The sequence below is a fragment of the Bacillus xiamenensis genome, from assembly GCF_000300535.1.
Taxonomy (GTDB): Bacteria; Bacillota; Bacilli; order Bacillales; family Bacillaceae; genus Bacillus; species Bacillus xiamenensis.
In genome coordinates, this window is the sequence record NZ_AMSH01000026.1 from 1 (window position 1) to 14,173 (window position 14,173).

Sequence of the window (14,173 nt, forward strand, 5' to 3'; positions counted from 1 at the left end):
GACATTCGTGAGCACCGGCACGCAGGACTGACAAAGAATGCGAGGGTTTGTCTTCACGCTGAAAACCCCGCTCTTCAGCGGGGTTTTTTCTCTTCTTATTCAGCTTCAGATACAACCGTAAATCGTTCTCCAACATGGGCAGCCTGCTCAATTTCATCAACCAGCGCAATGGCGTAGTCAGCATAGCTCACATAGCTGTCACCCTTCGAATTGACAATGAGATGATCTTTGCCTTTCACATAAGAACCAGTTCGTTTGCCTTCTGGATTAAAGAATGCTGCTGGACTAAGAAATGTCCATTTTAACCCTTTGGAATTTTGAAGATCTTTTAAGTTTTCGCCTTGCTTTGACGAAGTAGCGAAGTATTCCTTTGGAAACTCTGGTGTGTCCATAAGTCTTGTGGTTTTCGCCTCATCAACAAATAAACTGCCAGCACCGCCTACCACGATTAAACGCGTGTCTGGTGCCTCTTTCAATATATCAATCAGCTTTTTTCCAGCTTCTACATGAAGGTGCTCTTGTCCAGCTGGTGCACCAAATGCATTCACGATGACATCAAAACCTTTGATGTCTTCTGCCTCCAAGTGGAACACATCCTTCTCTAAAACGGCTGCTGATGAACCTGTCATCTTTTGTGCATCTCGAACAATTGCAGTTACTTCGTGTCCTCTTGATTGAGCCTCTTTTAAAATTTCCTGTCCTGCTTTACCTGTTGCGCCAATGATTCCAATTTTCATGTGAATTCCTCCTACAATCTGGTTTAATTTTTACATCTAGAGGTGTAACAAAAACAGTTACAACAGAGGTAAAAAAAATTGAATAAATCATCCAATTTTTTTGATTAACACCTGCGTTAGTTCACTCAATTTGATCTCAGCCAGCACTTGCTCCATCGCACTTTGGGCACGGCACAGAATTAATTCAAGCACCGCTTGAATATTTGCACCGATCGGACAGTCAGGGTTCGGGGTTTCATGAATTTGAAACAATTCTCCCTCATCCACAACTTCAACCGCTTTATACACATCGAGCAGTGTGATGTCTTCTTCACTGCGATTCAACTGTGAACCACCTTTGCCAAGACTCGTTGAGATCAGGCCTGCTTTTTTTAATTTACTCATGATACGGCGAATGACCACTGGATTTGTATTGACACTTCCTGCGATATCCTCCGATGTCTGTAATGATCCTTTTTCAAGTGATAGCAAGGCCAGAATATGGACAGCGACAGTAAATCTGCTGCTGATTTTCATGTTTTCTCACCTCTGTTGTAATCATTATAGTTACACCATGTCAGAATGTCAATAAAAAAGTCTGCCGAGCTACTCAGCAGACGTAGATTGACGTGCTTCCATTTCTTCTTTCGTATAAATCATGCGCATTGGATTACCTCCAACAAAAGAGCCTGCCGGGACGTCTTGATGCACAAGCGTACCCGCCGATACGATAGCACCATCACCGATCGTCACTCCGGGCAGAATGGTTGAATTTGCTCCAATTAAGACTTCATCACCAATATAGACTTCCCCAAGCCTATACTCTTTAATCAAATATTCATGTGCCAAGATCGTCGTGTTATAGCCAATCACACTATTTCGACCAACCGTGATTTTCTCGGGGAACATCAGATCGACCATCACCATTAAGGCAAACGCTGTATCATCTCCGACTTTCATGCGGAGAAAGGTTCGATAAATCCAATTTTTCATCCCCATAAAAGGCGTATAACGTGCCATTTGAATAAAGATAAAGTTTTTTATCACCTTGAGAAAGGGGACCGTCCGATAGACTTGTCTAAGTGAATTGACCCCTTTGACAGGATAACGATCTGTTTTTCTCAACTTAATCAGCTCCAACAATCGCCAAGAGATCACTCATTTTCTGCAGCATGTAATCAGGACGATGCTTTAAAAGGGCTTCTTCTCCCTTAATAGACCAAGCGACACCTGCTGTTTTCGTTCCTGCCGCTTGTCCAGACAAAATGTCGTGATAATTATCACCGACCATTATGGCCTCATGCGGGTCACTGCCAAGCTTGGATAACGCCAGCTGGACTGGTTCTGGATGCGGCTTCTCGTTTTGTACATCATCAAGTGTGACAATCACCTCAAAGAATGGCTCCAAACCTGTCAGCTTCAATCCCATTAAGACCGTATCACGTATCTTCGTTGTCACAATTCCGAGCTTAAATCCTCGATCCTGAAGAATTTTTAACGTATCTAAAACCGTCTCATACTCCGTCACAAGCAGATCATGCTGTTCATGATTAAACGTCCGGTACATCTGAATCATGTCATCCGTCAGATTCGGGTCCATCGCAGAGAATGTATCAAACAGCGATGGACCAATAAAGTGAAGGATATGCTCACGGCTGTACTGACCAGGGTAATAATGATCCAGCGTATGCTGAAATGATGCAATAATTAATTCATTTGTATTGATTAACGTGCCATCTAAATCAAATAGCACGGTGTTGATGGTTGATTCGTTCATATGGCTTCCTTTCTAACAGCTGCATGTTCCCGCTTCCGCCAAAAATAGCTAATGGCAGCTGTCAATAAAATAGCAGAAATCAGGCGGATCAGAAGCAGCGGCCATACTGGAATACCTAATGGAATGAAAATCAGTGTATCTTCGACCACCGCATGACAAGCAACGAGGAAAATGAAAGCAAGGGTTAAATCCTTTTTGCTGACGCCGTCCTCTTCCACTGCCTTCATCATCACGCCTGCCCCGTAGGCCAAACCAATGGTTAAACCAGCCACCATCGTCATAGACGTATTTTCTTTCATTCCAAGCATTCTAGTAAATGGAGACAGCCACTTAGACAGCGTATGAAGCCATCCTAAGTCTCTCATCAATTGAATGATGATCATGAGAGGGATGACAATACAAGCCAGTTGGAGCACACCAAGAACGGCTTTCTGTAAAGCAAGGAAAACGATCATATGCCAGCTTGAAGGCACATCAGCTGTCTGAGCTGCTGTAAGCAAACCATATTGCGCCGGCTCCTGGCCTCCCTGCCAAACGAGATGAATGACAATCGCTGAAACAACGGCAAGACTGATTCTGACTAACAAAATAACAGACACCCGTAGTCCAACCTTCGCCGCCACTGTCGATTCAATCATCAGGTTGTGACAAAAGGATAGCATGACCGCTAAAATGAAGACTTCCTTCACAGGCAGCTCTAATGTCAAGATAGCTGCAATACCCGCATACAAGTTCAGCATATTTCCTAATACAAGCGGAATAGCTGCCTCCCCTGAAAGGCCCAATAGCCCCATAAACGGACGGATAAATTGGATGATCCAATCCATGACAGGCGTATGCTGCAAGATGCTGACGAGAATGGTAACCGGAAAAATGACTTTTCCAAGTGTCCAAGTCGTCGATAGCCCTGCTTTCAAGCCATTTTTCCATGTCTCTCTCATCTCTTATCCCCCCTGCTTAATTTGATGAGTTGTTCTCTTTATACGGTATAGATGCGTAGCCCTTGATTCTTCTATACACAATCAACAAAACGGCCACGGCGAATATGACAATTGAAATCATCTGCGCAATTCGAAGGTGCTCTGTCAGCATTAAGCTGTCTGTTCTCATGCCTTCAATGAAGAAACGGCCGATTGAATACCAGATTAAATAAGACAAGAACATTTCGCCTCTGCGCAGCGATGTTCTGCGTAATAAGATGAGAATTACAACGCCGGCAAGATTCCATAATGATTCGTATAAGAACGTCGGGTGATAGTAGGTTCCATCAATATACATCTGATTAATAATAAACTCAGGCAGGTGTAAATTCTCTAAAAAGGCTCTTGAAACAGCCTCACCATGCGCTTCTTGATTAATAAAATTCCCCCAGCGTCCAATCGCCTGCCCTAGTAAAATACTAGGCGCTGCCACATCGGCGATTTTCCAAAAGGACACTTTTCTCACTCTTGTAAAGACGATCGCTGTCAGCACTGCACCTATCAGTCCGCCATGTATGGCAATTCCGCCATTCCAAATCTTTATGATTTCATTTGGATGCTGCTGATAGTAATCCCATTCAAAGGATACATAATAAATTCGTGCACAAATAATGGCGATAGGAATGGCAAATAAAATTAAATCAATAAACGTATCTTTATTGATGCCTCTTTTTTCACATTCCCTGAGTGCGAGCCAGAGGCCAAGCAAGGCTCCAACCCCTATGATCACACCGTACCAATGAACCGAAATAGGTCCGAGCTGAAAAGCAATCGGATCAATTGGTTGAATTGCTTCATTCATATAGACAACTCCTATTCATCCTGGCCATTGTCTTCAATGACATCGGCAAGTTTACTTGTAAATTGTTCCGCTGCATTATGCCCCATTCGTTTCAACCTGAAGTTCATCGCAGCTACCTCAATAATGACCGCTAAATTTCGTCCTGGACGTACAGGGATCGTCAGCTTTGGTACATCCGTATCGATGATCCGCATCTTCTCTTCCTCAAGCCCTAAACGATCATACTGTTTGCCTTGTTCCCACAGTTCAAGGTTCATCACAATCGTAATTCTCTTATAGCTTCTGACAGCGCCTGCTCCAAATAAGGTCATCACATTAATAATGCCTAATCCACGGATTTCTAGAAGGTGCTCAATCAGCTCTGGTGCGCTCCCAACTAGCGTATCCTGATCCTCTTGACGGATTTCCACGCAGTCGTCTGCAACCAGCCTGTGTCCCCTTTTCACAAGCTCTAAGGCTGTTTCACTTTTTCCTACACCGCTTTTACCTATTAACAAAACACCCACACCATATACATCTACAAGGACACCATGAATTGCGGTCGTTGGTGCAAGCTTGCTTTCTAAAAAGTTTGTTAATCGACTCGAAAGCCTTGTCGTTTTTAAGCTTGATCGTAAAACCGGCACGCCATTTCCATTGGATGCTTCAATTAATTCCTTCGGCACTTCACGATCTCGTGACAAAATGATGGCAGGGGTAATATCTGTACAAAGAGACATCATTCTCTGCTTTCGTTCGCGTTCTGGGAGTTGTTCAAAAAAGGAAAGCTCTGTCTTCCCTAAAAGTTGAACTCTTTCTTTTGGATAATATGTAAAATATCCAGCCATTTCAATACCTGGTCTGGAAAGATCACTGATTGTAATGGGACGATTAATCCCTTCTTCCCCACTTATCAGCTCAAGATGAAATTGTTCCATTATGTCCTTCGTACGAACTTTCGGCACGCTTCTTCCTCCTTTTATCACAGGCGTTTCAGAAATACAGCTCTATTTTATCACTTTCAATGATGAACCCAAAACAGTATTTTATCCTGTTCCTGTTTCACAAGCTCGATTGGTATAGACAACTATACTTAAAAAGGGTACACTAAAGCTAAAGACAACGAATAAGGGGGCACAAACATGAGCAGCTCTTTATTGCTCTCCAATATTCATATTGTGACAAAGACAGAAATCATTGAACGCGGTTTTGTCGGTTTACGCGATGGCAAGATCGACTATATTTCAACATCTCCACCGACAGGAAATTATGAAAAAGTATATATTTCCCGGGAAAACTTTTATTTACTTCCCGGAATGATTGATATTCACATTCACGGCGGTTACGGTGCAGACATGATGGATGCGACACCAGAAGCCATGAATACACTTGCTGATCACTTACCCTCAGAGGGAACGACAAGCTTTTTAGCGACAACCATTACACAAAACCATCAAGAGATTGAGCATGCTCTTAAAAATGTCGCTCTGTGGAAACCCGATAACGAGAAGCAGGCCGGAAGTCAGGCACAATGTTTAGGAATTCATTTGGAAGGTCCTTTTATTTCTAAAGATAAAGCTGGGGCACAGCCTGCCCAATGGATTAAACAGCCTGATCTCCCGCTTTTCGAAAAATGGCTTCATGCATCTGAACAGCTGATTCAAATTGTCACATTTGCACCTGAGGAAGATACTGATTTTGCTTTCCTTTCCATGCTGCAAGAAAAAAACATTATTCCTTCTATTGGACATACGAATGCTGATCATGCCATGATTGAACGAGCAGCAAAGCACGGTGCACGCCATGTGACGCATCTTTATAATGCGATGAGTTCGTTTCAGCATCGTGAACCAAGCGCGGCAGGTGCTGCTCTTACAAACGAGAAACTCTTTACTGAGCTGATTACAGATGGCATTCATTCACATCCTCTTTCCGTAAAGCTAGCATATCTGGCAAAAGGGAGTGAACGTTTGATCATGATTACAGACTCCATGCGCGCAAAAGGGCTAGGAGAAGGAACATACGAATTTGGCGGTCAAACTGTCACAGTCAGAGGTGAACAAGCATTGCTGGCAGACGGTACACTTGCAGGATCGATCTTACGTATGAAAGATGGAGTCAAACAGATGAGACAGGTCACGCATTGCGGATGGACAGAGATTGCTAAGATGACCTCGACAAATGCAGCCAGTCAGCTAGGTCTTGAAGATCAGCTCGGTTCAATTGAAGTTGGGAAACTGGCAGACTTGGTCATTTGGGATGATTCTGGCGAACTGATGATGACGATCTGCCGAGGACAAATTGTCTTTGAAAAAAGGAGGCAAATGACTGATGAACATCATTGAATTTGCGGATAAAGATCAATTAGGAAAAGAAGCTGCTGCCTTCATTGCACGTACCATTAAATCCAAAGCAGATGCGGTGCTCGGTCTGGCAACTGGCGGTACTCCTATCGATACTTACAAAGAGTTAATTCGGCTGCATCAAGCAGAAAAATTGTCTTTCAAACAAACAAGAACAGTGAATTTGGATGAATACGTAGGACTTGATCCAAATCATGAAAATAGTTATATGACCTACATGAGGCGTCATTTATTTGACCACATTGACCTCCCAAAGGATCAGTATTTCCTTCCTAATGGCGCTGCATCTCAATTGGAAGAAGAGTGCTTAAGATACGATCAGCTCATTGAAGATTTAGGGGGCATAGATCTTCAGCTTCTTGGCATTGGGCAAAATGGACATATCGGGTTTAACGAACCTGGTACTCCCTTCGATTCAAAAACGCACGTTGTCCAATTAGATGAACATACCCGCAAGGCCAATGCAAGATACTTTTCTTCTATTGATGAAGTGCCTACACATGCGATCACAATGGGTATTGCGAGCATTCTTTCAAGCAAAAAAATTCTGCTTCTTGCATCAGGAAAATCAAAGGCGGAAGTGATACAATATTTAGAACAGACGGATGTTCATCCAGACTTCCCTGCATCTGCCTTGAAACTTCATCAAGATGTGACGATTTTTATTGATCGAGAAGCTGGTTCACTACGCTAAACACGAGAGGATTTTCACATGTTTATTGATAAGCAGTCACCTATTCCCATGTACCATCAGATTATGGAGAACTTGAAAAAGCAGATTGAGGATGGAACGTTAGCCCCTGATACACTTATTCCTTCTGAAAGAGAATATGCTGAACGCTTTGGTATTAGTCGAATGACTGTCAGACAAGCCTTATCGAACCTTGTGAACGAAGGATATTTATACCGCCAAAAAGGAAAAGGCACCTTTGTTAGCCGAAAAAAGTTTGAACAGCCGCTTCAAGGCTTAACAAGCTTTACAGAAGATATGCGCCAACGGGGTCTCAAAGCCTCAAGCCAGCTGATTGATTTTAAAAAAATCGCATGTCCAGAGCACTTACTGCCAGTCTTACAGCTGTCCAGCAGCGATGCTGTATATGAACTGAAACGGATACGGCTTGCAAATGATGAACCGATGGCCATTGAAAAGAGTTATATACCTGAAAAATTTGCAGGGGATCTCATAAAGGAACATTTAACAGGATCGTTATATGAATATATAGAAAACCACACGGGCCTGGCGATCGCTCATGCAAAGCAGGAGCTTGAAGCCAATGTTGCCTCAAAAGAAGAAGCGCACCTGCTGTCAATTGCAACAGGCGCTCCTGTTCTATCCATTGCAAGAACGACTTATTTTCAAAACGACCTTCCATTCGAGTATGTCATTTCCGTTTATAGAGGAGATCGTTATAAGCTCATTCATACAATGGAACGATAAACTGTGCTCCTAAAATAGAAGCACAGTTTTTTTATTTCCTAAGAAATTTTGATTGACCATCATTTTTTGTATGAATTTTCCATATAGGTGAAACAGCTTTCCCCTGGAAACGATCTTTTGCGACAGTGTACCAATAATAATCTTGGTTTGGTTTTAAACCTTTCCATTCAAAGCTTGCTTTTTTACCACTTTTCACACCTTTAGCTTCCCCAAGAAGAACATTTGTGTAGACATTGAGTTCAAAATAATTGGTTTTGACGGATTTCATTTTTGGTGTCAAATCCACATCAATGGAAAATTCGTCTTGGTCTCCATACGTTTTAGGATCATAGAAATGCTCTTGATTCATATAAGGAGAGTAGGTTGTAAAGTGAAGTTGATTTTTTTCTTGATCTGCTGTAATCAATCGCATAAAGCCTTGACCACCTTCAGGACCTGATTGATAATCTGCCAGTATTTGATATACTTTTCTGTCCACTTTTCCATCATGATCATCATCAATCTCATCTACTTTCCGGCTCGCTCCGTGGTAGTGACCGCTAAATACTGCCACAATATTAGGATGACGTTTCACCACTTGATGGAAGATGAGATCTCCAATCGGGCTTCGGTTGCCGCTCACTAGCAAATACTCATGAAAATTTAAGATGACAATACGATCTGGATGCTCAGAAATCACTCGGTTTAACCAATCAATTTCATTTTGCTTCAACCCCCAGCCCATATATACCATCATATAATCATTACCGCCAGCAGAGATGAGATCATAATGTCCTCGATTGTTTTGATAGGATTCACCGTAGTAAGGTTTTTCTGCAAAGCGTTTCGCTCCAAAGTATCTCCCATATTCCATATAAAGGCCGTCTTTGTGCCTGACATCATGATTTCCAGCTAAGACACCGTAAGGAATTTGATGTTCATCTAACACACGCATAAATGTATCGGCACGATTCCATTGCTTCCCCTTTGAATCATCCACAATATCGCCTGTATGGAACACGTATTGAATATTTAGCTGATCCCTTTGATCTCTAATCCACTCGACCATTTGTTTAAAGATATGAGGATAGCTTTTAGCATAATATTGAGTGTCAGACATCCATACCATTTTATACGGCTTTTGCGTCTTGCTGATTTCATCCTGCACAAGCAAATCAAATGTTTGATTTTTCATGTACTGTCTCACTGACAGCAGTCCTTTCAGGTAAAATTCCTTTTCATCTTTAGCAAAGTGATGAGTGATTTTATCCCACTTTTCCTGCTGATGATTCCAAGCGTACATTGTCACCTTTCTCCCAGTTAATGAACTTCCTTTCCACATAGCCTCGACGACATCCTTTTCACGTACAGCGTGATGCACCTTGATTTGAAAACGATGATAAGGAAAGCGCTGTAAATCCCTCGTTTCGACTGCTTTCCCATCAGCAAATGCAATTCGGTTCCTTTCTTGCTCGGAAAATAGCATCTCACCTGATTCGGTAAGACTCTTTGGCGGTTCAGTCTCTGCTGCATATTGAAAGATCTTCATGGATGGATGCAGCGATGTATATTGATAGGCACGATAAAATGAGTAATCTAACTGATCATTTGTTGGATCTTTGGTTAACACCGTTTGCTTAGATGATTTCATTTTTGTCTTATCTGCCACTCGTTCTGGTGTTTCAGGATGTTCATGTACCGTTTTAAACTCTTTTTTCAATATAGACATGTTCCCTGCGGCATCTTTTGCTTTGATCGTAAACGTATGCTGACCTGGATTTAATTCGCTAGAGGATGTCTGATAAGGCAAAGAAATTGGTTTGCCATCTAAATATGCCTTCATCTCCTCTATGTCACTCCATTGATCCGTCACCTTTGCCTTTAACGTAAAGGCGCCTTTATATTGGTCATTTGCCTTTATATTTGTCTTGATTTTCGGACCTGTGTTATCGACTTTCACCCGTACTGATGCAGATTCGTCTGCGGTGTTGGCCTGAATGAAATGCGTCCCTTCTTTCAGCCTTCTTGTATCCCACTGAATATAGGTTGAAACATATGCTTGTTTTGGAAGTTGAAATTGGAAAGCTCTGACCTTCTTTGCATTGCCACCGTCTCCCATCTTCCATTCTTTTTGCGGATCGGCATTTGTCGAGGGAATTTGAGTTCCATTCGATAAAATCATCCTGACATGTTTCAACTCAAAATCATCGTGATTTTCTCCAGGAAATCGGTCAAATGGAGATGACTTTGTTCCAGCATGAAAAGAGATTGTCTGCGGACCTTCCTTTTCCAACTGATTTTCTGGTATTCGCATTGTATAGGTGCGATACACTTTTGTCGAATCATCAAAAATAGAAAGTAAGCGTTTCCCTATAGACACACCATTCTTAAAATATAAATTTGTTCCTTTGACATCAAATGCAATATATGGATCTGCTTCAAGCGCAGGAAATGCTTGTCGAATCCGCTTTCCATCTATCATCAATTGAATGTTTTTTTTCTGATCCGCTGTTGCTTTTAAGGAGAATATGCCTGAAACCGTATCTCCGTCTTCTACATTGAATCGAAGGCCGTGGGCTTTGCTGACCTGCTCGACATCAATTGTTTTTTTCATGGTCATTGCTTGATTTTCACCGTCAGACGCTTCCAGCTCGTATTCCAATTGTTCTTTACCAATCAGCTCAGGTGAATAAATAATGTAATGAAACAGTCGGTCATTATGATCCTTTTGAAGTAGAACCTCTTTAAAATCATCTTTACGATTCGTCCGATATCGCAGTTTGACGGTTTTGACGGATTGATCGTCCTGTACATCTGCTTTAACCTCAATACCCTCAGTTGGTTTTACCGGTTTCTTGTCTGTCATATCTTCGATCACAGGTTTATGAACATCTAGTGAGATTTCTTTTTTTTCAGATGGAATTTGTGCTTTTAATACTTTTCCAGGTGTAGGCTCTTCCTCCACTTTTGAAATCAGCTTCATTTGCGTCGTCCCATCCATTGGATACTTGAACAATAAAGATTTGTGCTCGCTAAATAATGAAGGCTTCAAACGATATGAGGCAGATGAAATCTCTTCCCCTATATTTGTTGTGATAGAGACAAGACGAGATTTGGAATTGGACAGCCCTTTGCTCTCGATCAGTGATAGATGCTCGCCCTCTTTTAAATGGCTTTTGTACATTGCATTAAAGTCCGCAACCGTTAAATGCTCCTGCCCTTTTTTTCTGAGCCAGAAAACATGTGGTTTTCCAGGAGAGATAGTGACTGGATTGGTGTGAAATGAATAAATATCATCCATCTCTAAGCCTTGTGCAGGATTGCGATAGCGAAGCTGATAATGCTGAAGAGAGATAGGTGCTTGTGTTGTGTTATACACCTCGATAAATTCAAATGCATCCTTGCCTTTTCTGTTTTTTGAATTGGCGACGATCTCCGTGATAAATAAGTCCGGAATATGTGAAAGATCCTCTTCAAATCCGTTTACGTGAACAAACTGTTCTGTGGTTTTGATCACAGACTTCTGCGTTAGGAATTCTGTATAGTAATGAACCGTTGGATTCCATAATTGATCTGACGGGATTTTCGCTGTGAATTCTGGTTTCATCCCTGGTAACCGTTCCATTGGAATCAAGCGGTATCCAAGTTCGTCACTTTGTTTATAGTACAAGTTTGCAGACAAAATGTGCTCTGACTGATTAATAGATGCCCGAAACTGAAGATCACGGCTTTTTCCTTGAACCGGACGGACATCCACATGAAATTGGTCAAAGATAAAAGGTGAAAAGGGCTTGTTTGGTAAATTCACTTGGGTTTGAATGTAGGCACCTGCTGAAGCAGGCTGACTGAAACAAAAAAGAATGATAAAAAAAGGTAAAAGAATCATTTGTCTGCTCACGTTCACCATCGTGCACCGCCTCCCTTCGGATATTGTGTCTCCTAAAGGCGGTTTTTATGACAGATGGAACGGGGAAAAGGGATAAATTCGCATAAAAAAACCGTTAGCTTTTCTTCGCTAACGGCTCCACGATTCCTTTTTGTATGAGCAGATGGAAAATGGATAAAATGACAGCCACCCAAATGGCCGTTCCGAACCCATCAATGTGAAAACGATCTCCCATAAAGCTTGACGTCATCATCAGTGTGATGGCATTAATAACAAATAGGAACAATCCTAGTGAAAGTACTGTCACTGGCAGCGTTAAAATGATCAAAAACGGCTTCACTAAAATATTGAGCAAGGACAAAATGATACTTGCCACAACGGCTGCGCCAAACCCTTCCACATACACGCTGCCGAGTCCTGGCAGAATGCCCGAATCAAAATATCCAGCAATGACGATTAAAAGTAGTGCATTCACTAAAATACTGGCAATCCATCTAAACATTTAGCTAGTGCCTTCTTCCGGAACAACAAAATACCAGATGAAGTAGATGAGAAAGATCGGCATAAATGCTGTCATAAAACCGATGATCACTGTTAAAATGCGAAGCAGGGATGCATCAACACTTAAATATTCAGCAAGTCCACCAACAACACCCGCTATTTTTTTATCTGTTGCTGAACGATACAGCTTCTTCATGTAGAATCACTCCTTGTCTGATTGGTGCTTTACTTGGATTGAGCCTGTTTTTGTTTCTGCAAAAATAGAGATACTATGCTCTGCCTGTTGATTGGCCTTGATCATTTTTTCTTTTTGTAGCGTTTCATTTTTCTCTTTAATCATATTGGCATCAAGCAAATCGTGAGAAATTGAACCGAGATTGCTTTTGAGCTCCGCCGTCACTGCACATGCACGTGGAATGTGAACGTCCACACTGCCTGTTGTGGTTTTTGCATAAATCGAACGGCACTTCTCATCTGACAGCTGGACAGCAATATTCCCGTTGAAGCTCTGTGCATCAATTGATTCACTTTTCCCACGCAGGTCAATGAGCCCATTGATGGTTTCTACTTCAATCATACCACACTCGTGATCTGCCAGTTTAATTTGTCCGTTTGCTGTTTCAATTCCGACCTTTTCTGCTTGTAAAGAGGCAAAAGAGACAACGCCATTTGTGGTTTTTGCAGCCAGTTCTTTTGTCTTTAGCTTTTCCCCACGAATTGGGCCATTAAACAGCTTGACCTTGATCTTCTCGTATTGGATACGCGGTACATATAGGGTGACATTGACTTTCATTGTCTTCTTTTCAGTTCGGATAAAAAATTTATCCCCTTCAAGCCCGCAATCCAGTTGATTGAGAAATTGCTGTCTTGCCTGCTCTCCATCCTCTGCACGGTAAATTTTCGCATGACACTCTGCTCGAATGTCCCCATCGTCCCACGGCATCACATTGAGACTGCCGTTCGCCAATTGAATATCTAGATGAGACAGTGAGGCGTCTTTGAATTGAAAAATGTGTTCAACGTCGACGGACTGTCCGAAGTTCAAATCAAGATCAACATCTTTGACTTTTTTCACGGCAGAATCTAACCAGCCAAACAGCTTTGCTCCAAGATTCTCACTGCTGTTTCCTTTGCTTTCTGCTCCCGCTTTTTCTTCATGAAAGGTGTGATCGGCTGTAGACTTTTCTAATGAGACAGACTGACTTTCTTCCAGCTTTTCTAATAACGTAATCGCTTCTTTTGCCGATAATGTCCCATCTTCTACTAATTTTAAAATTCGTTCTTTCTCATTCATACAAAGCCCTCCTACGATTTAATGGTTTGAAGTACTTTAATGCCTTGAATGATATTCCAAATGACAGAGATCAAAAAGCTAATGGCAATGATAAAGGTCAAGATAAACACCGTCATGACTGGAATGACCGAATCGGTCGACTGCGTCGCAAGTAAAAATGGGATAGACCCAAAAATGAGAATACAGCACGCTGCAATCGGCAGCAGGTGTGACCATAGCGCCCGCACCGCATGACGTTTTGTTTCCTTTTGATCTACTACAAAATATGCCACAATCGGTACGATAAACGGCATAAAAAACACACTAAAATAACAAATAGATGCAATGATCGACTGATCTCTATTCATATATTCGCTCCTTCATGATGAAAATTCCTTTCTAACTCATACGTTTCTTGCGTATAAAAAGTTTCAAACTCATTCGATTTACATATGACCTTAGACACAAATTATTTCTTT

At 41.8% G+C, this 14,173-nt stretch carries 15 protein-coding genes; 3 read left to right on the plus strand and 12 right to left on the minus strand.

The features are described 5' to 3' along the window. Positions 1-95: 95 nt before the first annotated feature. The 7 genes from BA1_RS09930 to hprK form a co-directional block, all read right to left on the minus strand. Positions 96-737 (minus strand): NAD(P)-dependent oxidoreductase, encoded by a 642-nt coding sequence (locus tag BA1_RS09930; protein ID WP_008358367.1) that lies wholly within the window; start codon positions 735-737, stop codon positions 96-98. Positions 738-824: 87 nt separating this feature from the next. Further along, a complete protein-coding gene (locus BA1_RS09935) occupies positions 825-1,253 on the minus strand; it encodes an Rrf2 family transcriptional regulator (RefSeq protein WP_008358369.1) in 429 nt (142 codons plus the stop codon). Positions 1,254-1,322: 69 nt separating this feature from the next. Beyond that, positions 1,323-1,841 (minus strand): acyltransferase, encoded by a 519-nt coding sequence (locus tag BA1_RS09940; RefSeq protein ID WP_008358371.1) that lies wholly within the window; start codon positions 1,839-1,841, stop codon positions 1,323-1,325. 1 nt (position 1,842) lies between these two features. Then, a complete protein-coding gene (gene ppaX / locus BA1_RS09945) occupies positions 1,843-2,493 on the minus strand; it encodes a pyrophosphatase PpaX (RefSeq protein ID WP_008358372.1) in 651 nt (216 codons plus the stop codon). Further along, the gene (locus BA1_RS09950; protein ID WP_008358373.1) at positions 2,490-3,434 is read right to left on the minus strand and encodes a nucleoside recognition domain-containing protein; all 945 of its coding nucleotides are present in this window, start codon (positions 3,432-3,434) and stop codon (positions 2,490-2,492) included. The genes ppaX and BA1_RS09950 overlap by 4 nt, the downstream gene beginning before the upstream one ends. A gap of 16 nt (positions 3,435-3,450) precedes the next feature. Next, positions 3,451-4,275: a prolipoprotein diacylglyceryl transferase gene (gene lgt / locus BA1_RS09955; RefSeq protein WP_008358374.1), complete on the minus strand. Its 825-nt coding sequence runs from the start codon at positions 4,273-4,275 to the stop codon at positions 3,451-3,453. Positions 4,276-4,286: 11 nt separating this feature from the next. After that, entirely contained in the window at positions 4,287-5,219 is a 933-nt protein-coding gene (gene hprK, locus BA1_RS09960) for an HPr(Ser) kinase/phosphatase (RefSeq protein ID WP_008358375.1), read from the minus strand. 177 nt (positions 5,220-5,396) lie between these two features. Here hprK and nagA point away from each other — a divergent pair, with 177 nt between their 5' ends. From nagA to BA1_RS09975, 3 genes are read left to right on the plus strand one after another with little or no spacing between them, the layout of a single operon-like run. Next, positions 5,397-6,599, plus strand: coding sequence for an N-acetylglucosamine-6-phosphate deacetylase (nagA, locus tag BA1_RS09965; protein WP_008358376.1), 1,203 nt, complete (start codon positions 5,397-5,399; stop codon positions 6,597-6,599). After that, on the plus strand, positions 6,586-7,311 hold the full coding sequence (gene nagB / locus BA1_RS09970) for a glucosamine-6-phosphate deaminase (RefSeq protein WP_008358377.1): 726 nt from the start codon (positions 6,586-6,588) through the stop codon (positions 7,309-7,311). The genes nagA and nagB overlap by 14 nt, the downstream gene beginning before the upstream one ends. An 18-nt stretch (positions 7,312-7,329) precedes the next feature. Continuing rightward, positions 7,330-8,055 (plus strand): GntR family transcriptional regulator, encoded by a 726-nt coding sequence (locus BA1_RS09975; protein ID WP_008358378.1) that lies wholly within the window; start codon positions 7,330-7,332, stop codon positions 8,053-8,055. 31 nt (positions 8,056-8,086) lie between these two features. On the opposite strand, the gene BA1_RS09980 is transcribed toward BA1_RS09975, so the two are convergent. The 5 genes from BA1_RS09980 to BA1_RS10000 form a co-directional block, all read right to left on the minus strand. Continuing rightward, positions 8,087-11,941 carry a lamin tail domain-containing metallophosphoesterase family protein gene (locus tag BA1_RS09980; protein ID WP_008358381.1) on the minus strand — a complete coding sequence of 1,285 codons (3,855 nt, stop codon included), beginning with the start codon at positions 11,939-11,941 and terminating at the stop codon, positions 8,087-8,089. A gap of 94 nt (positions 11,942-12,035) precedes the next feature. Beyond that, entirely contained in the window at positions 12,036-12,422 is a 387-nt protein-coding gene (locus BA1_RS09985; protein WP_008358383.1) for a phage holin family protein, read from the minus strand. Further along, positions 12,423-12,617, minus strand: a complete 195-nt coding sequence (locus BA1_RS09990; protein WP_008358386.1) for a PspC domain-containing protein — start codon at positions 12,615-12,617, stop codon at positions 12,423-12,425. A 6-nt stretch (positions 12,618-12,623) separates the two neighbouring features. After that, positions 12,624-13,715: a DUF4097 family beta strand repeat-containing protein gene (locus BA1_RS09995; RefSeq protein WP_008358388.1), complete on the minus strand. Its 1,092-nt coding sequence runs from the start codon at positions 13,713-13,715 to the stop codon at positions 12,624-12,626. An 11-nt stretch (positions 13,716-13,726) separates the two neighbouring features. Next, complete coding sequence (locus BA1_RS10000) at positions 13,727-14,062, minus strand: magnetosome magnetite crystal formation protein family (RefSeq protein WP_008358389.1); 336 nt, start codon at positions 14,060-14,062, stop codon at positions 13,727-13,729. Positions 14,063-14,173: the final 111 nt, after the last annotated feature.

Bases quoted from the DNA above. Each gene is read 5' to 3' on its own strand.
- BA1_RS09930 (WP_008358367.1), bottom strand. From the start codon at position 737: ATGAAAATTGGAATCATTGGCGCAACAGGTAAAGCAGGACAGGAAATT.
- BA1_RS09935 (WP_008358369.1), bottom strand. From the start codon at position 1,253: ATGAAAATCAGCAGCAGATTTACTGTCGCTGTCCATATTCTGGCCTTG.
- ppaX (WP_008358372.1), bottom strand. From the start codon at position 2,493: ATGAACGAATCAACCATCAACACCGTGCTATTTGATTTAGATGGCACG.
- BA1_RS09950 (WP_008358373.1), bottom strand. From the start codon at position 3,434: ATGAGAGAGACATGGAAAAATGGCTTGAAAGCAGGGCTATCGACGACT.
- lgt (WP_008358374.1), bottom strand. From the start codon at position 4,275: ATGAATGAAGCAATTCAACCAATTGATCCGATTGCTTTTCAGCTCGGA.
- nagA (WP_008358376.1), top strand. From the start codon at position 5,397: ATGAGCAGCTCTTTATTGCTCTCCAATATTCATATTGTGACAAAGACA.
- nagB (WP_008358377.1), top strand. From the start codon at position 6,586: ATGAACATCATTGAATTTGCGGATAAAGATCAATTAGGAAAAGAAGCT.
- BA1_RS09975 (WP_008358378.1), top strand. From the start codon at position 7,330: ATGTTTATTGATAAGCAGTCACCTATTCCCATGTACCATCAGATTATG.
- BA1_RS09980 (WP_008358381.1), bottom strand. From the start codon at position 11,941: ATGGTGAACGTGAGCAGACAAATGATTCTTTTACCTTTTTTTATCATT.
- BA1_RS09985 (WP_008358383.1), bottom strand. From the start codon at position 12,422: ATGTTTAGATGGATTGCCAGTATTTTAGTGAATGCACTACTTTTAATC.
- BA1_RS09990 (WP_008358386.1), bottom strand. From the start codon at position 12,617: ATGAAGAAGCTGTATCGTTCAGCAACAGATAAAAAAATAGCGGGTGTT.
- BA1_RS09995 (WP_008358388.1), bottom strand. From the start codon at position 13,715: ATGAATGAGAAAGAACGAATTTTAAAATTAGTAGAAGATGGGACATTA.
- BA1_RS10000 (WP_008358389.1), bottom strand. From the start codon at position 14,062: ATGAATAGAGATCAGTCGATCATTGCATCTATTTGTTATTTTAGTGTG.